We start from the raw sequence: 21556 nt of genomic DNA, 5'->3' as shown, positions 1-21556 counted from the left end.
TTTAAAACCGCATATTCTGCCACATTTTACTAAATTTCTCGACTAGTTTTATGGGCTATTCCATGAAGATAGCGCTTCTCACCGTGAATTTTATTCAGTTTAGAGGGTTTTATTGCGTATTCGATTGGTACTTTTCATATTAGTCACTAATTTTCAAATAGATATAATATGAATGATCTCATCGCTAATTCTTATTTTTGTTTTTTAATTAACCCATTTATAGTGCATTTTCCAATCAGTACTTTTGAACTTCTATGCAATTAGACCCTAATAGTCAGCGTCCTTTATCACCGCAATTCGTTTTATTGATGGCAATGGCATGTGGTTTATGTGCAGGTTCAGCGTATTTCAATCAGCCCTTAATTTACTCAATTGCACATAGTTTAGGGATTAGTCAGAGCCAAGCAGGTTTTTCCGTCGTTCTTGCACAAATTGGATATGGCTTAGGTTTACTGATATTGGTTCCTTTGGGCGATCTATTTAATAAGCGCAAACTGATTGTTAGCCTAATGATGTTTGCTGCTATTGCACAAATTTGTCTTTCATTGAGTACAACACTTTCAACGCTGTATTTCTTTACTTTGTGTGCGACCTTTGGTGCCATCTCGGCACAAATATTAGTGCCTTTTGCATCGACCATTAGTCCACCTGAGTCGAGTGCTGCCATTGTTGGCAAACTCATGAGTGGTTTAGTGCTCGGGATTATTTTATCGCGGACTTTTGCAGGTTTTGTTTCAACCTATTGGTCATGGAATATGGTGTATTTGAGTAGTGGCATTATTACCCTGCTCTTTGCAACACTCATGTGGAAGAAATTGCCAAATACCTCAAATCAATCTAATTTAAGTGTCATTGGTATCTATCAGTCGCTATTTCAATTGGCACGGCATCATCCACATTTAATTCGACGCGCTGTCGCAGGTGCTTTAGCCTTTGGCATTTTGTCGATGATCTTTACCTCTATGACCTTTGTTTTAGCAAATAAACCTTATGAATTTACTGATTTTGAAATTGGTTTATTTGGTTTACTTGGGATTATTGGGATTTTTTCTTCACGCTGGTCAGGTAAAACGGTAGGTCTTGGTAAAGAGAATTTTGTAGCAAAACTCTGTATTGGCTTAATGCTCTTTTCATGCATTCCTTTGTATTTCGCGCAGCAAAATATTGTGGTGTATGCACTTGGCGTACTCATGGCATATTTTGGTTTAACTGCATTTCACGTGCTGAATCAGAACTTAGTTTATCGCATTGATATGAAAGCGCGTTCGCGCATCAATGCCGTTTATATGACCATATACTTTAGTGGTGCGGCAATTGGCTCACTCGGTGCTGTTTATGCTTGGGAGCACTTTGCATGGTTTGGTTGTGTTGTTTTAGGTTTTATATTCTCGATTGGGATCTTAGTTTTGGATCGCTATGATTTTAGTAAAACCTAAATAGAGCCAAGCCTTAATCATTAATTAGTTTAAGATTAAATTGCATAGGAATGTGATCACTATATTTTAACCAATAATCTCTATTCATTAGGTTACAAGTTGACTTACTCAGATCAATTAATTCAAGTGAACAAAATAGATAATCGATATGAAAAGGTTTTAATACATTACGATGCATATAAAAGGTCGCTTGAGTTTCTTTACCCTGATCTTCATTTCTAACCAAATGATAAATACTTTTTATATTTATTTTTTCTAATTGATTAACAACATCTGAATGATTCCACCAACGATCCCAAACATCCCACTTCGTATTACTATTCCAATCACCGCATAAAATACTAGGTTTTTCTTTAATCTTGTCTTGATGTAATTGCAAATATTTCCAAAGTTGACCTATATATTGAAAAGTCGGTGAGTTTGCATATTTTGTCCATATTGCAATAAATTGAATGCCATTGACATTGACAGCCAAAAATAACTCTAGTCCTTGATCTTCCCAATTCAATAACTCTAATTTTAAATTTGATTTAGCGAATACTGCTAAACCTTTATTTAAATTATTTCCTTTCCAAAGATAATTTGGCATCCATGCTTCAAATTTTTTCTTTGCAATCTCTGTATTTTCACACTCTTGAATCACATAAATATCAGCATCAAACTCATCTAATAAATGTAATTTATTACGAAAAGCACCGTTACAATTCCATGTCACAATTTTTAATATCATGACTAAAATCACTCTATCTTAGGCTTCGCTTCCAATATCTCAGGTAAACCACGTTCAATCCAATTAATGAGTTGCATCACTTTTTCTGCTGCTTGTGAACCCGTAATCGTTAGTTGATATTCCACTTTTGGTGGAACAACGGGATATACCGTTCTTAAAATAAAACCATCCTGTTCCAGTATTTTTAAAGTCTGAGCTAGCATCTTTTCACTAATTCCTTCAATGCGCTGCTTTAACTCGCTAAAACGATGCACCCCTTCATTTAAACAACGCAAAATGAGAACAGACCATTTATTGGTGAGATGTTCCAAAATTTCACGTGATGGACATTCAGTGGATAAAACTTGACCAAGCAATTTACTGGTTTCATAGCTAGCCATAAAAATCTTTCCTACAGGTAATAAACTTACTTTTTGGTACGTACTTACATTTAGTAAGTTATCAGATTACTATTTCATCATCAAGTTTATTTTTCATACAAAAATGAGGGTTTAACGATGAAAATAGCAATTACAGGCGCAACAGGTCAGCTAGGTCAATTAGTAATACAGCACCTACTCAAATTAACTGATGCAGAAAATATTATTGTTTTAGTACGTCATACAGACAAAGCTGCATCATTTAAAGCTCAAGGTATAGACGTTCGTCATTTCGACTATGATCAAGCAGAAACTCTACAACCTGCTCTTCAAGGAATCGACAAATTACTGCTAATTTCAGCCAATGAAATTGGTCGTCGCACGCCACAACACAAAGCTGTCATTGAAGCGGCAAAAGCGGCTCACGTACCTTATATTGCTTATACCAGTTTATTGAATGGAGATTCCTCTCCGCTTGGTTTAGCACAAGAGCATCGAGAAACTGAACAACTGATTCGTGAAAGTGGTTTAGCGTACACATTCCTACGTAATAATTGGTACGTGGAAAATTATTTAGGCTCAATTCAGCAAGATATTGCTTCAGGTGTGATTTACGGTGCTGCTCAAGATGGACAGATCAACGCTGCCCCACGTTCAGACTATGCTGAAGCAGCTGCACGTGTATTGGTCGGTAATAATCATGATGGTAAAACGTATGAACTTGCTTCCTCTCAAAGTTTTACCAAAGCCACGCTTGCGCAAACGATCTCTCAAGTTTCAGGTAAAACCGTTCGCTATGAAGATTTAACACCTGAAGCCTATAAGAGTTTATTGGTCAAAGTTGGACTAGATGCTGCTTTTTCAGCATTTTTAGCCGATGTCGATTTCAAAACTTCTCACGGTGTGATGGCAACGGATAGAAAAGACTTGGAAGCCTTATTAAGTCATCCAACGACATCACTTTCTACAGTCATTCGAAACTCATTAAATGCTTAACTCCAAGTTTTAAATTTTATTTATGGATCTGACTCAGTTTCAGATCCATTTCCATCTCCAAATTCGCTTGTGTATTGCGTTCTATATTCTTTAATGTCGCATTAAAGTCCGCAATTTTACGCGTGGTCATTGCATCATCCATAACAATGCTCGGCTTAAATAGATGATTCACAGCGATCAAAACATGCTCATCAAATTCCATATACACAGGTCCATTAAATAAAATTTTAATAGGGATGTGATACTGTCGTTTTAAATGAAATGGAACAGAGAGTTTGACAGGAACATCAAGTTTTAAAGGAAATTTGGGTAACCATTTGGTTTTATAAATAAGGCTGGTATCCGCTTTAAGAGGCATCATCTGATCGACTGAAATATTGGTCTGATAATCCACATCTACTGCTACAGGCACTTCAACAATAAATTGTAGATTGGCGCGATATTTCCCCTGTAAAGGCAGTTGCAACTTTTGATTAACATCAATACTGGTATCTAATTTCCCTCGTGCATGTGTTTGCAAATAATTACCTACAGCGATTTTAGTCGGCAATTCATCTGACAATCGTATTGAAGAATTACGTGCACTGACTTGCATGGAGGCTTGTATATTCAGATAGAACCAAATGAGTGTGGCTATGAGTAATGTCACTACTATAAATGCAAATAATCCGTAGTAAATATTCTTATTCACTCGCCACCTCTACTTCTCAGCTTCCGTCGATGTAGATGGTTCAGCTTTTTTAAGTTTGAGTGTATTCAGTGGAATAAGTAATTCACCTTGTTTAATGGTGATCGGCAATGTGTTCTGTACATCCACAGATGCTTTTAAAGCTGTTTTAATTGGGACATTTAAATGTCCTTGAATCGGGATATTAGTTTTTAAAGTTGTATTAAGTGGAATATTTAAATTTTCTTTTAATAATGCTTTGACTGGTGCATCAAATCTCAAATGGACTTTTTGATCGAGTGGTACATCTAAGTTCAATGGAATATTTAAATTGATTGGAATATTACCGCGTAGTGGCAAACTAATGTCTTTACCTAAAACTTTAACTTTAACCCGAGTATCTACGGGCATGTTTTGCTGCACTACCAATTTTTCACGGACAGGAATGACCGTTTTAATTGGAACATGATTATCAAAATAAACACGTGGATTTAAAGTTTGCTGCAAAGGAATACTTAGGTTTTCATGAATAGGTATTTCAGTATTTACACGCCCAGAGACATCCACATTCAATGCATCGTGTATTTGCACTTCCGCTTGTAATGGCTCTTGAAGATCAATTTTGACTTGCTGATTTTCTAAAGGGATATGAATTTTAAAATGCTGAAATACCCAAATTGCCAGCAAGCTGCCACATAGCGCTGTTGCTGCAATAAAGGTCATCACATACACCACATATTTTAATTTCAAAAAGGCGTCCCTTGTCTTCTTGTTTCTTTCTATTATGATAAAAAGTGTGATGTGGTTTGCAATTTTTTGTTGTGATCTAATATCTAAATATTTTTTTAGAAATAAAAAAAGAGCCTCAAATGAGACTCTTTTTTTTTACGCGTAAAACTAATTATGCATTAGTTTCAGCAGGAACTTTTGGATAGCTTACGCCGCCCATTTGTTCAGCAATACGTAATACTTGGCAGCTATAACCTACTTCGTTATCGTACCAAACGTAACAAGTCAAACGGTTACCAGAAGTGATTGTAGCTTGCGCATCAAATACACCTGCAGTACGTGAACCGATAAAGTCACTTGATACAACTTCAGTAGAGTTTGTATAACCGATTTGACCTTGAAGGCTAGAATTGATTGAGATTTGACGAATGTATTCGTTCACTTCTTCACGATCAACTTCTTTGTCCAAAGTTAAGTTCAAAATCGCAAGAGATACGTTTGGTGTAGGAACACGTACAGAGTTACCAGTCAACTTACCTTTAAGCGCAGGAAGTGCTTTAGCTACCGCTTTCGCAGCACCAGTTTCAGTAATCACCATGTTCAATGTTGCAGCACGACCACGACGATCCGCTTTATGGTAGTTGTCAATTAAGTTTTGGTCGTTAGTGAACGAGTGAACTGTTTCAACGTGACCATTTACAACTGTGTATTTGTCGTTTAACACTTTAAGTGTTGGAGTGATCGCGTTAGTCGTACAGCTTGCTGCAGAGATGATTTGATCTTCATCAAGAATGTCAGCTTGGTTTACACCGTACACTACGTTTTTCATGTCACCTTTACCAGGTGCAGTTAAGATCACGCGAGCAGCACCTGGGCATTTAAGGTGTTGAGCAAGACCTTCTGAATCACGCCATTTACCAGTGTTGTCGATCACAAGTGCATTTTCGATACCGTATGCAGTGTAATCCACTTCAGATGGGTTAGATGCATAGATCACTTTGATGAATTGACCGTTCGCAATGATTGCTTCGTTTTCTTCATCTACAGAAATCGTACCAGCGAATGGACCATGGATTGAGTCACGACGTAATAAAGACGCACGTTTTTCTAAATCGCCATCAGATGATTTACGAACAACGATTGCTTTAAGGCTTAAACCACGACCAAGACCAGATTGGCTGATCATCAAACGCGCAAGGATACGACCGATACGACCGAAACCGTAAAGTACAACGTCTTTGTTTTCTACAGAAGTCGCATTACCTTCAAGTGATTTTACAGCATTTGCAACGAACTCGTTTACATCGCCGCCTTTCACTTTGAATTCTTCAGCAAGTTTGCCAAGATCGATTTCAGCTGTACCGATATTTTCAACTTTAGCCAATGCTTCAAGAATTGGGTAAGTGTGAACAACAGAAAGTTCAACGTCTAATACACGAGTACGACGATGCGCTTTAAGAATTTGGATCACTGAACGGTTAATTAAAGAACGACCATAAACAGTCGCTACGATATTTTTTTCACGGTATAACTGACCCACTAGGGCAATCATACGTTCCGCAAGTTCTTCACGGTTTTTCCAGCGACCTTGGTGCTCTGCATGTAGGGCAACGATGGTGTCTTTGCTCACAGATACGTCCTCTAATTAGTTGTAAATCTAGGCATAAATTTCAAAACCCCATAATTGTAATGGAATTAACTGAAACTTTGAATCAAAAGCTCACCTAGACTGATCGTTTTTGGCTTATATTCACTATAAATTTGCAAAATAGTTGCAATTAGCTAAATGATTTTGCGTCTAAAATTTTTTAAACCTACATTTTTCACAATCGAAATGAAAAATTGTTAAATGTTGTTTATTCGTGCAAAGCAGCTTTTGTTACTTACCGTAAATACGTAAATCTAATAGCAACGTTAATAATAATAAAATTATTCTCTCTCTTTTCGCTTTTCAAATTTATCTGTTTTCAATAACAGTTCATTTTTATTTTGTTGTTGTTTTTTCAAATGTATGGCACCCTCAATAACAAGTAACAATACTGCCAACCAAATTGGAATATAAGTTAGCCATTCATCTGCGCCTACACGTTCACCCAAAAGCATAGAAGCAAATGCGAGTAATACAGGCTCTAAATAACTCAGTAACCCAAAAATAACGAATGGCAAGTAACGGCTTGCCAAAATATAACTTCCCAAACCTAATGCACTTAAAAATCCAAGCCCCAATACTGCAAGAATTAAATGGCTATAATTTACAAATAAGGTCAAGGAATCTGAATGCACGAAACCTAGATAGAAAGCGACAGGCAAGATCAAAAACAAATCCCACCAAAAACCACCTAAGTGATCGGTTGCAAATTTACGACGCAGGAAAAAATAAATGGGATAAGCCAAAGCGACATAAATAGTTTCCCATGCAATTGAGCCGATACGCCAAATTTCATGTCCAACACCTACCACGGCACAAATCACCGCGAGTGTTTGTAAGTGACTGAGCTTTTCTTTGTACAGGATACAACCGACTAAAACCATCATCAAAGGCAATAGGAAATAACCCAATGAAACTTGCAACCCTCTTCCATTAATCGGCCCCCATAAAAATAGCCACAACTGCGTCGTACACAACAGAGAGCTAATGAGCAACCAAATTAGTATCGATGGTGTCTTTATAATTCTTTGAAAAATTTGATGAACATATTTGATATCACCCGTCCACAACATAAACAAAGTAAGAAATGGCAAGGTCGATAACATGCGCCAAGCAAAGGTTTGCTCGCTATCCAAAGGTTGTAAAAATGGTGTAAAGATATACAGCACTCCGAAGACTACAGATGCCAATACAGAAAGTGCAATACCTTTATACATGCGTCAAACCTTTCAAATTTCGACTCTATTATACCGATGAGTCAAAATTAAAGCTGCTATGTAATCCGATATTTATAATGTTCAACCCATAAAAAAGCCATGCATTTGCATGGCTTTAAAATGATAAAACAATTATTTCATGGTTTGTTTCGTATTAATGAGGTCGCTCAGGTCATAGCCCACAGATTTAGCATAATCCAAGTATTCATTTATAACATTTGGATCTGGGTTTGGCGTACGTGATAATACCCACATATATTTACGTTTTGGCTCACCTACCAATACAGTTTGGTAATTATCATCTAACTTTAATACCCAGTAATCACCACGACCTACAGGGAGCCAGCGGATAAATTCAGGTAAGAAACTTACTTTAAGTTTCGTATTAAATGGCGCATTTTGAACAAACGCTTCACCCTCTGAACCCGTTTGCTCGCCATCTTTGGTATAACAGCGGTTATCGACTTTGATGTTGCCATTTTCATTTAAGGTATACATTGCAGTGACATCTCGATCACATTTTTTTTGGAATGAAAGTGGTTTACGTGCTACTTCATACCACTTACCCAAATAGCGATCTAACTCTACTTTATCTACTGTCGGCAATGGCTTCGGTTCTGCATATGCCATTGTCGCTGCGCCTAAACCCAATAAGACTGCCCCACCCGCTGCAATTTTCGCCAACTTTAAACCAGCTTTTGGGAGATTTTTATTTGTCATAAAGCTACCTTTCATTTAAGCATTGAGATTTAAAAGTAATTTCAACCCTAAGATAAAGCCTAGCTTCCAGACTTTGTGTATATTTATGTGAGATTTACGATACAATTTACATAAATCTCGCATCAGGCTGTCAAAAAATCAACTTAGCATCTGCGCTTTCAAACTCAAAATTTCATCGCGCAAACGCGCTGCTTGTTCAAATTGCAATTCTTTCGATGCTTTGAGCATTTCCTTTTCTAGCTTCGAAATATGTTTCGCAAAGATTTTAGGATCCGCCAATATATGTCGCTCATCCGCACTCAATGCGCGGGCTTGCTGTGAAATCTTCTCATCAATTTGATCATCATCAAGCACCTCGCCTGTATCAATTTCCTTGATTGCTTGGCGCACAGCACTTCGCGGAGTAATACCATGTTCAAGGTTAAATTGAATTTGCTTAGCACGACGGCGATCCGTTTCATCTATTGCTTTACGCATCGAATCTGTAACACGATCTGCATATAAAATCGCTTTACCTTTCAAATTACGTGCAGCACGACCAATAGTTTGAATCAATGAACGTTCAGAACGTAGGAAACCTTCTTTATCGGCATCTAAAATAGCCACTAGTGATACTTCTGGCATATCCAAACCTTCACGCAACAAGTTAATACCGACCAATACGTCGTAAATCCCTGTACGTAACTCATGGATAATTTTGACACGTTCAACGGTATCGATATCTGAATGCAAATAGGCAACTTTAATGCCATATTCTTTTAAATATGAGGTTAAGTCCTCTGCCATTCGTTTGGTCAATGTTGTGACTAAAACACGTTCATTAATATCTTTACGTAAGTTGATTTCTGAAAGTACATCATCGACTTGCGTGAGCACTGGACGGATTTCAATTTCAGGATCAATCAAACCTGTCGGGCGAACCACTTGTTCCACAATTTGCTGTGACTTCTCAAGCTCATATTGTGCAGGTGTTGCACTAACATATACCGTCATCGGAACTATACGCTCCCATTCCTCGAATTTCATTGGGCGGTTATCGAGTGCACTTGGTAAACGGAAACCGTAATTCACTAAGTTTTCTTTACGCGAGCGGTCACCCTTATACATCGCACCAATTTGCGGAACAGTCACATGCGATTCATCAATAATCAGTAAAGCATCATCAGGAATATAATCAAATAATGTAGGCGGTGCTTCCCCCGCAGGACGTCCGGATAAATGACGTGAATAGTTTTCAATACCGTTGGTATAACCCAACTGTTGCATCATTTCCAAGTCATAACGAGTACGCTGTTCGATACGCTGCGCTTCAAGCAACTTGTCTTCTGCACGGAAGAAAGCTAAACGCTCTTTCAACTCTTCTCTAATGGTTTCAATGGCACGTGCCAAATTATCTTTAGGTGTAACGTAGTGGCTTTTTGGATAAATCGTCACGCGTGGCACTTTGCGTACCATCTTACCAGTCAACGGATCAAACCAACGTATTGAATCTACTTCATCATCAAAGAGTTCAATATGAATCGCATCCTGATCCGATTCGGCAGGGAAAATATCAATAATTTCACCGCGAATACGATAAGTACCCCGTAAAAACTCAAGCTCATTACGGCTATATTGCATTTCAACCAAACGGCGAATAATGTCATCACGATTGAGTCGATCACCTTCAACAACATGCAACAACATACTCATATAGGCATTTGGATCACCCAAACCGTAAATTGCAGAAACTGACGCGACAATAATGGCATCACGGCGTTCTAAAAGTGCACGTGTCGCCGAAAGACGCATTTGATCGATGTGATCATTAATGGCAGCATCTTTTTCAATAAAAGTATCTGAAGATGGTACATAAGCTTCTGGCTGATAATAGTCATAATAACTAACAAAGTATTCCACAGCATTATTCGGGAAAAATGCTTTGAACTCCCCATAAAGCTGCGCAGCCAAGGTTTTGTTATGTGCCATCACAATTGTTGGGCGCTGAGTTCGCGCAATGACATTTGCCATGGTATAGGTCTTACCAGAACCCGTAACCCCAAGTAATAATTGATCGTGGAAACCCTGCTCAATGCCTTTGACTAATTTTTCGATGGCTTGAGGCTGGTCGCCTGCAGGTTCATAATTTGTGACCAATTCAAATGGGATTTTTTCACTCACAGTTGCTTAACTCAACCGAAAATAGGGACCGTATATTTTAACAGATTTTAGCCCGAGTTCCGATAAATGCCTGAGATAACAACCAAATCATTACATGGGTTTTAATTAAAGTAACAAAGCAACTTCTACCCAAATTTAATTATATTTATAAACTCTTTTATGGTTGGCAATAAGACTTGACCCCTATTCATTAACTAGGCAACATGAACAAAACATCTTCTAAAATCTAAAGACCATGACTTATAAATACCATGATGAAAGCATAATTAAATCTTTGCCGGAAAATACTGTATTTGTTTTTGGCAGTGATATGGCAGGTCAACATAATGATGGTGCAGCAAAAACGGCTGTCGAGCATTTCGGTGCGCTTCAAGGTGTTGGTCGTGGTTGGTCAGGTCAAAGTTATGCGATTCCGACCATGAATGAGCATTTACAACAAATGCCGCTCTCGCAGATCCAGCATTACATCAATGATTTTAAAATTTACACTAAGAATCATCCAAAAATTCAGTATTTCATTACTTCTTTAGGATGCGGTATTGCAGGCTATAAAATTGAAGAAATTGCCCCCATGTTTAAAGGCATTTCACGAAATGTCATTTTGCCTCAGTCCTTTCGCCCATTCATAGAGAAAGCGCTTCCCAAACTGAATGCGCATTTTTTACATACGCTTTTTCGTGATTCTATTCTTTTACCCGATGATGACGAAAATTCATTAGATCAGCTCAGCATTTCAGATAACGAAAAAAGTTTAGCTAAAATTTTATTGAATACGCCGATGTATCCTGTAGACAGTAATGGTCGAGATCGTATTTTCGAGATTGAGGATATTTTACACAACTTAAATACAAAAATTACTGACTTCGATAGCAAGGTCGAAAAACCAATGTTATTTGGTGGTGTGGTTCTCGCATTACTCGAACTTTATAATATGAATGAGCAAGACTTTATTGATGTTTGGCATGAAAAACGTGAAATTTCGCCACCTCGACCCGAACATAAAGCCAAAAAACAGATTTAAATCATTGCATTATTGCATTAAAAAAAAGCACTGAATTCAGTGCTTTTTTTATTTAACGTTTACCCATCGAACGACGAGTACCACGAGGTGGCATCCAAGTTCGGTCAGCATAACGTTGCGGTTTCGGACGAAGATCTTCAAGAACTTCATCAGATGAATCGTTATCAGCTTTTTTCAATGGGAATGGCAAATTAACCAATGGTTTTTTCTTGCCTGAAGTATTTTGGGAGCTCATGTGCTTCACTCAATAAAATCTAGGGACATTGTACAAAAAAAATTGTGTGAAGTGTAATTTGAAAATGCACAAAGATCAGTGTGACCCCTTTAACAAAAAATGTTTAAAACATGTAAAAAACAGCCCATTTGAGCTTTATTTTATGTATATTTCATAAGCATGAATAAAAAGCGATTACGCAAATACCAACAATATTCAAAAAACGATAACGTCATGGAGTGTACGTTGTATGAACAAAAAAACATTATTCTGCGTCATGACAGGTCTAGCATCTGTTTCAACAGTGTCTCAAGCTGCAGATACCTCTAAATACTTCAGTATGGAAGCCGATGGATTTAAGCGTTTTTCAGTATCTGTAGGTGCTTTACATGTGATGCCTCAAGGTAAAGCGCAGCCCTTTAAAGTTAATACTACCGTTGATCCAAATGAATCTTACGGCGTTGGCCCTATTTCTACTCAAGCAGTCATTGATAATCGTGACCCTAATTCAAGTACAGGTGGATTTGCCAATTGGTTGGTTAATCTAATTAACGGACTAAATCCTAATAGTGAATTACCCTCATTTCTTAGCGGAACAGCTCAAATTAATGGCTTGGAAAGTTGGAGCAACCCAGGTACAGGGCTAGAAGCAGAAGATGTCACCACACTTGGGATTATGACCAACTATTTCTTTACTGATAATGTCTCATTTGAAATGAAGGCGGGTATTCCTCCTAAGGTAGATCTACAAGGTAAGGGGCAAATTTATGCTCCTTTTAGTGCAGTTGCGAGTCCAATTGTCGGAACAATCAATTTAGATAATGATATCTTTATTACTGATCTCGAAGCTCATGGTGCTGCTGCCTCTGCCCGTGCTTGGACGCCCGCTTTTGAGTTTCAATATCATTTTGGTAAAACAGGCGTGAATAAATTCCGACCATATGTAGGTCTTGGGCTTATGTATGCCTATTTCAATGAAGTTGAAATTAATCCGCAGACTGAAAAAGATCTGATTAAAGCAGGTCACATGATTGCAAATATCAAAGATGGCAATGCTGGTCGGGCTTTAGAAATTGCTGCATTACCTCCAAGTACTAGCGTGCCCACAAATTTACAAAGTGCTGGTTCTGCTCCTATAGTTAAAGTAGAAGCATCAGATGCTTTTGCCCCTGTTGTTACTGCTGGCTTCACATACGACATCAATGATAAGTGGTTTGCTGTTGGCTCTGTGTCTTATGCACATTTAAAAAACGATACAACTATTACAGTAACCAATACAGAACATGGCAAATTAATCGAATCTAAAGCCGACATTGAGATCAACCCTATCCTACTTTATGCAGGTGTAGGGATGAGATTCTAAATAGTTTGAACAACCTAAAAAGACGGCCTTAGCCGTCTTTTTTATTGAAACATAACTAAATTTTATCTTTGGCAAAATTTAAATTTAATCGCCACTATCCTGTGAATCGTCTAGTATACGAACAGATATTTGATACTGGAAAACTTCATGTCCGAAAGCCAATTTTCAAAACCTCTCATCTATATGCTGATTGGTGCTGCAATTATTCTGGCACTTTCACTTGGTGTTCGGCATGCTTTCGGACTTTATCTTGTCCCTATGAGCGATGAATTTGGTTGGGGTCATAATGTCTTTAGCCTTGCGATCGCAATGCAAAATTTAATCTGGGGTGCAGTGCAACCTTTTACAGGTGCGCTCGCTGATAGATATGGCAGCCGAATTGTTGTTGCTGTCGGTGGATTACTTTATGTGATCGGCTTATTGCTCATGGCTGTCAGCTCAACAGGCTGGTTGCTTAATATCAGTGCTGGATTAATTTTAGGACTTGCACTTTCAGCTACATCTTTCCCTATTTTGCTTTCCGCAATTGGTCGAGCAGCTTCACCTGAAAAGCGTAGTCTCGCCATGGGGATTGCCAGCGCAGCAGGTTCTTTTGGACAATTTATTATGTTGCCCTCAACATTACTCTTATTACAAAGCATTGGTTGGTCAGCAGCTTTAGTGGTCAGTGCCATCCTGATTGCGCTAATTATACCACTCGCCTATATGCTTAAAGCGCCAACCTACGCAGCACCGCAAACCAATTCAAATGATTCAAAATCTCTCGGTTTTAAAGATATTTTAGTCATTGCAAAAAATCACAAACCTTTTTGGTTTTTAGCCTTAGGCTTCTTCGTTTGTGGTTTCCAAGTGGTCTTTATTGGTATTCATTTACCGGGTTATTTAATTGATCACGGATTTAACGCAACGACAGGTACGGTCTTTTTAGCACTTGTAGGACTATTCAATATTGTTGGGACATATACAGCAGGCTGGTTAGGTGGGAAATATTCCAAACCTCATTTACTCATGGGACTGTACGGATTGCGCGGTATCGCCATAATCGCCTTCTTGCTTCTTCCTTTAAGCATTTGGACTGTTTATGCCTTTGGCGTCATCATGGGCTTGCTGTGGCTTTCAACAGTGCCGTTGACCAATGGTATTGTGGCGAATATGTTTGGGGTTAAATACTTAAGTATGCTCAGTGGTATTGTGTTCTTCACTCACCAAGTCGGATCTTTCTTTGGTGGATGGCTCGGTGGTGTGAACCATGATATAACTGGTGATTACAATATGATCTGGATGTTCTCCATTGCCTTAAGTATATTAGGGGTATTGGTACATTTCTGGGTCGATGAGGAACAAGTGGTTCATGACTAATACCTCTTTGTTATTTAAATTAAGCCTCACCATTTGCATATTTATATTGTTGGCCTTTTCTATTTTTATTTGGTCAATGACACCTGATTTATTTGAATATTTCAATCAAGCATTTTGTGCTCACTAACACAAATTGCAATAAAAAACCCGTAGATCAATCTACGGGTTTTTTTAGCTTACGGCATTGCTTAGAACAAACGGTTCATACCATTTAATGTTGCAACACGATACGCTTCAGCCATAGTCGGATAGTTGAACGTCGTCTCAACGAAATACTTAATGGTATTGTTAGGACTGTTCATTACTGCCTGACCAATGTGAATAATTTCAGATGCATTATTACCGAAGCAATGTACACCTAAAATTTCCAAAGTTTCACGGTGGAATAGAATCTTCAATTCACCCATCGTGTCACCTGTAATTTGTGCACGTGCAAGATGACGGAATGATGCTTGCCCCACTTCATATGGAATTTTTTCTTCAGTCAACTGTTGTTCAGTTTTACCGATCGAAGAAATTTCTGGAATGGTATAAATACCTGTAGGAATATCTGTTACAGGTTTAACGTTTTCTTCACCACTCATATTTGCACCTGCGCAACGACCTTGGTCATATGCAGCAGAAGCAAGCGATGGCCAACCAATCACGTCACCCGCAGCGTAGATATTTTCCACTTCTGTTTGGTATTTATCATTAACTGTCAATTGACCACGGCTATTTGGTTTTAGTCCAACATTTTCAAGACCTAAACCATCGGTATTACCAGAACGGCCGTTACACCACAAAATCGCATCCGCTTTAATCTTCTTACCACTTTGTGTATGCATCACTACATAGTCATCAGAGGTTTCAAGATAATCAATTTGTTCGTTGTGACGAATCAAAACACCTTGTTCACGTAAGTGATATGACAATGCATCAGAGATTTCATCATCAAGATAACTAAGCAGTTTTGGCTGTGTATTAATCAGGTCAACTTTATGACCTAGACCAATAAAGATAGATGCATATTCACAACCAATTACACCCGCACCGTAAATGATGATTTTTTGGATTGAATAATCAAGATCCAAAATTTTGTCTGAATCAAATACACGTGGATGATTAAAATCTAAAATTTCTGGACGATATGGGCGTGAACCTGTAGCAATCACCAGTTGTTTAAATTGAATCGTTTCTTTAATGCCATCTGGGCTAAATACAAAAATAGTATTTTGGTCTTGGACATAAGCACGACCATGAAAGATATCAATTTTGTTGCGATCATAGAAACGCGAGTGTGTTTCAACTTGTTGTTGAATGACTTTATGTGCATTTCTAAGCACTTGTTTCATCGTGAACTGTTTCCAGTCACCGACTTTTTGGAACATTGGGTCACGTTGATAACGAATGATACTCGACACCGTTTGACGTAAGGCTTTACTTGGAATTGTACCCACATGAGTACAGTTACCACCTAGCTGTTCACGCATATCAACGATTGCAACACGCTTACCCGATTTGGCAAGTTTCATTGCCGCGCCTTCACCCGCAGGGCCTGAACCTAGAACTACCGCATCGTATTTAACGAAAGTCCCACTAACGACCTCTTTCTTACGTGGCATTCAACGCTCCTTTAAAAAATAAAAATTCGCTTTAATGTAGACCCTATTATGACTTAAATATCCTGTATTTGGTGTATTTAACTCGTATATATTCAGTGATGAGAACATTTTTTAAATGAATAATCCTTTTTCCCAAATTCAACTTTAAGTCGGCTATACTTAGCCGGCTATCTTTGATATCTCTCCCCTTCAAAAACAGTGGAAAAGTTGAATATGTCTGAAAACCGTAAACCTGAACAGGGTGTCAAACTTCGTGGCGCAGAAAAGGTCGCTCGTATTCCTGTAAAAGTGATCCCTACGGTTGAAACACCGCGAAAACCTGATTGGATTCGCGTCAAAATGGCAGCCCCTGAAGAAGTTCAACGTATTAAAAATACCCTTCGTGAGCAGAAATTGCATACTGTTTGTGAAGAAGCTGCGTGTCCAAACCTACCTGAATGTTTCGGTGGTGGTACTGCAACCTTTATGATTATGGGTGATATTTGTACTCGTCGCTGTCCATTCTGTGATGTAGCCCATGGCCGTCCAAATGCACTCGATCCTGATGAACCACGCCACATGGCTGAGACGATTTCTAATCTTGGTTTGAAATATGCCGTGATCACATCAGTTGACCGCGATGATTTACTTGATGGTGGTGCACAGCATTTTGTGGATTGTATTAAAGAAGCACGTGCTTTAAGCCCAAATACATTGCTTGAAATCTTAGTACCTGATTTCCGTGGTCGTATGGATATTGCGCTTCGTATTATGACTGAATGCCCACCAGACGTATTCAACCATAATATTGAAACTGTGCCACGTTTATATAAAGCCATGCGTCCAGGTTCAGACTATCAACATTCTTTAAATTTATTGAAAATGTTTAAAGAGTATTGCCCTGACGTACCAACCAAATGTGGTTTGATGGTCGGTATTGGTGAAACTGAAGAAGAAGTAATTGCTTTACTTGATGATTTAAAAGCACACGATGTCGATTATGTAACGATTGGTCAATATTTACAGCCGTCTAAAGAACACGCACCAATTGACCGTTTCGTAACACCTGAAGAATTTGAACGTTATACAGCGCATGGTCAAAAACTTGGCTTCAAGAATATCTGGGCTGCACCGATGGTTCGTTCAAGTTACTTTGCTGACCGTCAATATTATGGTGAGCCTGTACCTGCTGTACGCCGTAAAGCCGATCCTGCGAAAAAAATTAGCGTTCAAACGATTGAAGCTTAATTATCATTTTACTCAAAAGCCCTGATCATTCAGGGCTTTTTTTATTATAAGAATACAAAAAAACCAAAGACTAAGAATAAATCACTCTATTCTCTGCGCCCTTATCTCACAACATCAATCAAAAACCATTTTCCTATTTTAAGCAGTTCTTACTCAAGTTCACATTTCGTTGCGTGTTCTCACTTGAATATTGAACACTTTTCAAACAATCTCAAAACAGTTCAATGCTTTATAAAATTGCTCGCTGCCTTATTGCGAGCTCCAGTCTGACGCAATCGGGCACATCATTCTATTAACCCAAACTTCACTACACATCACGAATGATATGTCTGAATTGCACATTATGGAGAAAAATAAAAATGCTATTCATACTCGCAGTTCTGATTTTAATCTTTAGCTTATGGGCTATCTTTTATTTTGAGCTTTCCAGAACCAGTGGCGCCATTGTATTAATTATTGCGGCTATTGTCTGTGCCTTTATTAGCCCTTGGTCACTTTTGCTGGGACTTCCCCTCATTTTAATCAGCATCATCGTCATGATTGAACCTTTACGTATGTTACTAATTTCAAAACCAGCTTATAACGCGCTTGCTAAAGCCATGCCGAGTATTAGCCCGACAGAACGCGAGGCTTTAGATTCAGGCACCAGTTGGTGGGAAAAAGAACTCTTTATGGGGGCACCCAATTGGGAAACCTTTAATGATTATCCTTATCCAAAACTCTCCTTAGAAGAACAAGCATTTATCGACAACGAAGTCGAACAACTTTGTGCCATGTTAAATGAATGGGATATACATGAGCAGCGAGAATTGCCTGATCATATTTGGCAATTTATTAAGGACAATGGTTTTTTAGGTTTAATTATTCCTAAGGAATACGGCGGTCGAGCTTTTAGTTCATTTGCACAAAGCCGTGTGATGAGCAAAATCGCGTCTCGTTCATTAACTGCTGCTGTCAGCTGCATGGTGCCGAATTCATTAGGCCCAGGCGAGTTACTCCTCCACTACGGAACAGATGAACAAAAGGATCGTTATTTACCTGGTCTAGCCAAAGGTGAAGAAATTCCATGTTTCGGCTTGACCAGTCCAGAAGCAGGTTCTGATGCGGGTGCAATTCCAGATACTGGCGTGGTGTGTTACGGGCAGTTCGAAGGTCAAGAAGTTCTTGGCTTGAAAATGAACTTTTCCAAACGCTGGATTACCTTAGCTCCAATCGCGACCGTTGTCGGTCTCGCCTTTAAGATGTACGACCCAGATCATTTAATCGGTGAACAAACTGATTATGGAATTACCTGTGCCTTACTTCCTGCCGATCATGAAGGCGTAAAAATTGGTGCACGTCATCATCCTGGTCCTCCTTTTATGAATGGTACAGTAGAAGGTAAAGATGTCTTTATTCCACTCGATTGGATTATTGGTGGGGTTAAAAATGCAGGTAAAGGCTGGCGTATGCTGATGGAGTGTCTTGCCGTCGGTCGTGGTATCTCACTCCCAGCACTTTCGACTGCTTCAGCTGAAATGGCGTATTTAAATGTCGGTGCTTTTTCAAGAATTCGTCAGCAATTTAAAATTTCAGTGGGTAAATTTGAAGGTGTACAAGAAGCCAATAGTGAAATTGCCAGCGACACTTATATGTTGGAGGCTTTCCGTTATTTGGTGACATGTGGCCTGAATCAAGGTGGAAAACCGGCTGTAATGACTGCCATCGCCAAATACTATGCAACCGAAACCATGCGTAAGATTGTCAATCATGGCATGGATGTCGTCGGTGGTCGTGCCATTCAAATGGGACCGCGTAATTTCCTTGCATTGAATTATCAGGCAATTCCGGTTTCAATTACCGTAGAAGGTGCCAATATTTTAAGTCGCTCATTGATGATTTTTGGTCAAGGTTCAATGCGCTGTCACCCCTACTTATATGAAGAGCTGCAGCTTTTACAAGCCGAAGATAAAAACACTGCACTCGACCAATTTAATGACATGCTGTTTAAGCATTTAGGCTATACCTTTAACCGAGCAACACGATCATTTGCCTACGCTTTTACCGGTGGCTCAAGTGATACTCCACAAAGTTCAGTGGATTTCACACTGCCTTACTACAAAATCATTAATCGTCTCAGTGCCAATTTTGCACTAACAGCAGACATGTGTTTGGGCTTACTTGCAGGTGATATCAAACGCAAAGAAATGCTTTCGGGTCGTTTGGCTGATATTCATGGACATTTGTTTATTGCATCTGCGATTTTAAAATTCTTTGAGCACAGCAGAAAAACTGAAGCTGAACGCTTACATGCAGAACTCGCAGTTAAGAAAGCTTTATATACCGCACAAGAAGCATTTTTTGATTTATTTGAAAACTTCCCAGTACCTGCGGCTGCAGCGATGGTGAAACTCTTATGCTTCCCATTTGGTCGACCATTACAAAAGCCATCCGATGCCTTAAAGCAAAAAGTGGCAGCCAGTATGATGGAAGACAATGCGTTCCGCCATGAATTAACCCAGCATATTTATTACTGTACTGCGGAAGATGATGTCACTGGTCGCATGGAATCAACCTTTAAATTGCTGCTTGAAATCGAACCATTATGGGATCGCTTTAAAAAAGCAGAATCAAAAAATAAATTCCAAGGTCTTACTTTTGATGAACATCTTGAAGATGCGTTGAACCAAGGTTTTATTACTGAGCATGAAGCTGAGCAACTCAGAACCTATAATGCTAAACGTTATGACAGTATGTTAACGGACGTCTTTGATCTTAAATTTGAGAATGTTTTGGACTTAGAAAATCCGTATATTAAAGCCCAACAAAGTACAGAGACGGATGCCTTACCACCTATCTAAATCATATCTTAAGGTTATAAAAAAGCCCTTCACTTGAAGGGCTTTTTTTCAGTCAGCTCAGATTACTGAGGACTTGGTAATGGAATATATTGAGCGTTTTGATTACGACGTTGAGGTTTACGCTCACCAATGGTGACTTCAGTAACCATTGGTTTTGAATCTCGTTCAATCGCAATTTTCACAACACTATTCGGTGCCTGTAAAGCAACATAATTCACTAAGTGTGATGCAGATGTAATCACTTCATCATTCACTTTTAAAATCACATCACCTTTTTGTAAGCCGCCTTTTGCAGCAGGACCATTCGGTTCTACATTCTCAACGACCACACCGGTTTTTTGCGGTTCAGTTAGATCTTGATTGGCACGATGTTGAGCCAGACCAATACCTAAATAACCACGGATCACACGACCATCTTTTAAAATTGCATTCAATACTTGTTGGCAAATTTTCGCAGGAATGGCAAAACCAATACCAAGCGAACCACCCGATTGCGAGAAGATTGCAGTATTTACACCAATCAAGTTACCTGCAACATCAATTAACGCACCACCTGAGTTACCTGGGTTAATTGCGGCATCCGTTTGGATGAAGTCTTCATAGGTATTGATCCCTAAGTCAGAACGACCTGTCGCAGAGATAATCCCTTGTGTCACAGTTTGCCCCACACCAAATGGGTTACCAATGGCGAGTACAACATCCCCCACTTCATTGCCACTTAATTTAAATGGCAAAACAGGCAAATCCTGCAAATCAATTTTAATGACAGCCAAATCCGTTTCAGGGTCTAAACCAATCACTTTTGCAACTGCACGGCGACCATCTTGCAGCGCAACTACAATTTGATCCGCTCCAGCCACCACATGGTTATTTGTTAAGATATAACCATCCGCACGAACAATCACACCTGAACCCAAACTGTTTTCATTCGGTGCTTGACGTAGTTGATCTGGTAATTGATTGCCAAAAAACTCACGGAATACAGGGTCATTCAACAATGGATTTGCTTGTTGGCGTACTTTTTGAGTCGTGAAAATGTTCACCACAGCAGGCGCAGCGACTTTGACTGCACTGCTATAAGAAACGACACCACCTGTACGTGACGTATTTACCAACGGTTCTACCTTTTCCGCAGGCAACTTAATGCCATCAGGTGCAACAGGTGCTTTTGGTTTATTGATTTGTTGCCATCCGATAAAGCCGATAATGACCAATATCAATAGTACCCAAGGCAACCAACTAAAGGTCTTACGCACGTCCTTCATC

The 21556-nt window shown here is 38.9% G+C and carries 18 protein-coding genes; 7 read left to right on the top strand and 11 right to left on the bottom strand.

The window, feature by feature from the left end; genetic code table 11:
- Positions 1–254 precede the first annotated feature (254 nt).
- Entirely contained in the window at positions 255–1436 is a 1182-nt protein-coding gene (locus tag A3K93_RS04265; protein WP_067729247.1) for an MFS transporter, read from the top strand.
- A 13-nt stretch (positions 1437–1449) separates the two neighbouring features.
- On the opposite strand, the gene A3K93_RS04260 is transcribed toward A3K93_RS04265, so the two are convergent.
- Together A3K93_RS04260 and A3K93_RS04255 are read right to left on the bottom strand one after the other, a co-directional pair.
- Complete coding sequence (locus tag A3K93_RS04260; protein WP_067729245.1) at positions 1450–2166, bottom strand: endonuclease/exonuclease/phosphatase family protein; 717 nt, start codon at positions 2164–2166, stop codon at positions 1450–1452.
- Between the two features lie 8 nt (positions 2167–2174).
- Complete coding sequence (locus A3K93_RS04255) at positions 2175–2546, bottom strand: winged helix-turn-helix transcriptional regulator (protein WP_067729243.1); 372 nt, start codon at positions 2544–2546, stop codon at positions 2175–2177.
- 117 nt (positions 2547–2663) lie between these two features.
- Here A3K93_RS04255 and A3K93_RS04250 point away from each other — a divergent pair, with 117 nt between their 5' ends.
- The gene (locus A3K93_RS04250; protein WP_067729240.1) at positions 2664–3521 is read left to right on the top strand and encodes an SDR family oxidoreductase; all 858 of its coding nucleotides are present in this window, start codon (positions 2664–2666) and stop codon (positions 3519–3521) included.
- Positions 3522–3537: 16 nt separating this feature from the next.
- Here A3K93_RS04250 and A3K93_RS04245 read toward each other — a convergent pair whose 3' ends face one another.
- The 6 genes from A3K93_RS04245 to uvrB form a co-directional block, all read right to left on the bottom strand.
- On the bottom strand, positions 3538–4212 hold the full coding sequence (locus tag A3K93_RS04245) for a hypothetical protein (RefSeq protein WP_067729238.1): 675 nt from the start codon (positions 4210–4212) through the stop codon (positions 3538–3540).
- Positions 4213–4221: 9 nt separating this feature from the next.
- A complete protein-coding gene (locus A3K93_RS04240; protein WP_442855654.1) occupies positions 4222–4911 on the bottom strand; it encodes an MFS transporter in 690 nt (229 codons plus the stop codon).
- 178 nt (positions 4912–5089) lie between these two features.
- Positions 5090–6547, bottom strand: a complete 1458-nt coding sequence (locus A3K93_RS04235; protein WP_067729234.1) for a glyceraldehyde-3-phosphate dehydrogenase — start codon at positions 6545–6547, stop codon at positions 5090–5092.
- Positions 6548–6846: 299 nt separating this feature from the next.
- Positions 6847–7782, bottom strand: coding sequence for an EamA family transporter RarD (gene rarD / locus A3K93_RS04230; RefSeq protein WP_067729232.1), 936 nt, complete (start codon positions 7780–7782; stop codon positions 6847–6849).
- A gap of 132 nt (positions 7783–7914) precedes the next feature.
- Positions 7915–8502 (bottom strand): lipocalin family protein, encoded by a 588-nt coding sequence (locus A3K93_RS04225; RefSeq protein ID WP_067731665.1) that lies wholly within the window; start codon positions 8500–8502, stop codon positions 7915–7917.
- A 138-nt stretch (positions 8503–8640) separates the two neighbouring features.
- Positions 8641–10662, bottom strand: a complete 2022-nt coding sequence (gene uvrB / locus A3K93_RS04220) for an excinuclease ABC subunit UvrB (RefSeq protein WP_067729230.1) — start codon at positions 10660–10662, stop codon at positions 8641–8643.
- 235 nt (positions 10663–10897) lie between these two features.
- On the opposite strand from uvrB, the gene A3K93_RS04215 reads away from it, so the two are divergent.
- Positions 10898–11683, top strand: a complete 786-nt coding sequence (locus A3K93_RS04215; RefSeq protein WP_067729228.1) for an A1S_2505 family phage non-structural protein — start codon at positions 10898–10900, stop codon at positions 11681–11683.
- A 52-nt stretch (positions 11684–11735) separates the two neighbouring features.
- Here the strand turns inward: A3K93_RS04215 and A3K93_RS04210 are convergent, their stop codons facing one another.
- The gene (locus A3K93_RS04210; RefSeq protein WP_067729226.1) at positions 11736–11918 is read right to left on the bottom strand and encodes a hypothetical protein; all 183 of its coding nucleotides are present in this window, start codon (positions 11916–11918) and stop codon (positions 11736–11738) included.
- A gap of 229 nt (positions 11919–12147) precedes the next feature.
- Here A3K93_RS04210 and A3K93_RS04205 point away from each other — a divergent pair, with 229 nt between their 5' ends.
- Both A3K93_RS04205 and A3K93_RS04200 read left to right on the top strand, forming a co-directional pair.
- On the top strand, positions 12148–13260 hold the full coding sequence (locus tag A3K93_RS04205) for an OmpW/AlkL family protein (protein ID WP_067729224.1): 1113 nt from the start codon (positions 12148–12150) through the stop codon (positions 13258–13260).
- 147 nt (positions 13261–13407) lie between these two features.
- The gene (locus A3K93_RS04200) at positions 13408–14619 is read left to right on the top strand and encodes an MFS transporter (RefSeq protein ID WP_067729222.1); all 1212 of its coding nucleotides are present in this window, start codon (positions 13408–13410) and stop codon (positions 14617–14619) included.
- Positions 14620–14807: 188 nt separating this feature from the next.
- Here the strand turns inward: A3K93_RS04200 and sthA are convergent, their stop codons facing one another.
- Positions 14808–16223, bottom strand: a complete 1416-nt coding sequence (gene sthA, locus A3K93_RS04195; protein WP_067729220.1) for a Si-specific NAD(P)(+) transhydrogenase — start codon at positions 16221–16223, stop codon at positions 14808–14810.
- 213 nt (positions 16224–16436) lie between these two features.
- Between sthA and lipA the strand changes: the two genes are divergently transcribed.
- Positions 16437–17450 (top strand): lipoyl synthase, encoded by a 1014-nt coding sequence (gene lipA / locus A3K93_RS04190; protein WP_067729218.1) that lies wholly within the window; start codon positions 16437–16439, stop codon positions 17448–17450.
- A 359-nt stretch (positions 17451–17809) separates the two neighbouring features.
- Positions 17810–20290: an acyl-CoA dehydrogenase gene (locus A3K93_RS04185; protein WP_067729216.1), complete on the top strand. Its 2481-nt coding sequence runs from the start codon at positions 17810–17812 to the stop codon at positions 20288–20290.
- Between the two features lie 62 nt (positions 20291–20352).
- On the opposite strand, the gene A3K93_RS04180 is transcribed toward A3K93_RS04185, so the two are convergent.
- Positions 20353–21546 (bottom strand): S1C family serine protease, encoded by a 1194-nt coding sequence (locus A3K93_RS04180; protein WP_067729214.1) that lies wholly within the window; start codon positions 21544–21546, stop codon positions 20353–20355.
- Positions 21547–21556: the final 10 nt, after the last annotated feature.

Origin of the sequence: Acinetobacter sp. NCu2D-2, assembly GCF_001647675.1 — a bacterium.
In the GTDB taxonomy this organism is placed as follows: domain Bacteria; phylum Pseudomonadota; class Gammaproteobacteria; order Pseudomonadales; family Moraxellaceae; genus Acinetobacter.
The sequence above is the reverse complement of the archived record's forward strand: the minus strand, read 5'-3'. Positions and strand labels throughout refer to the sequence as shown.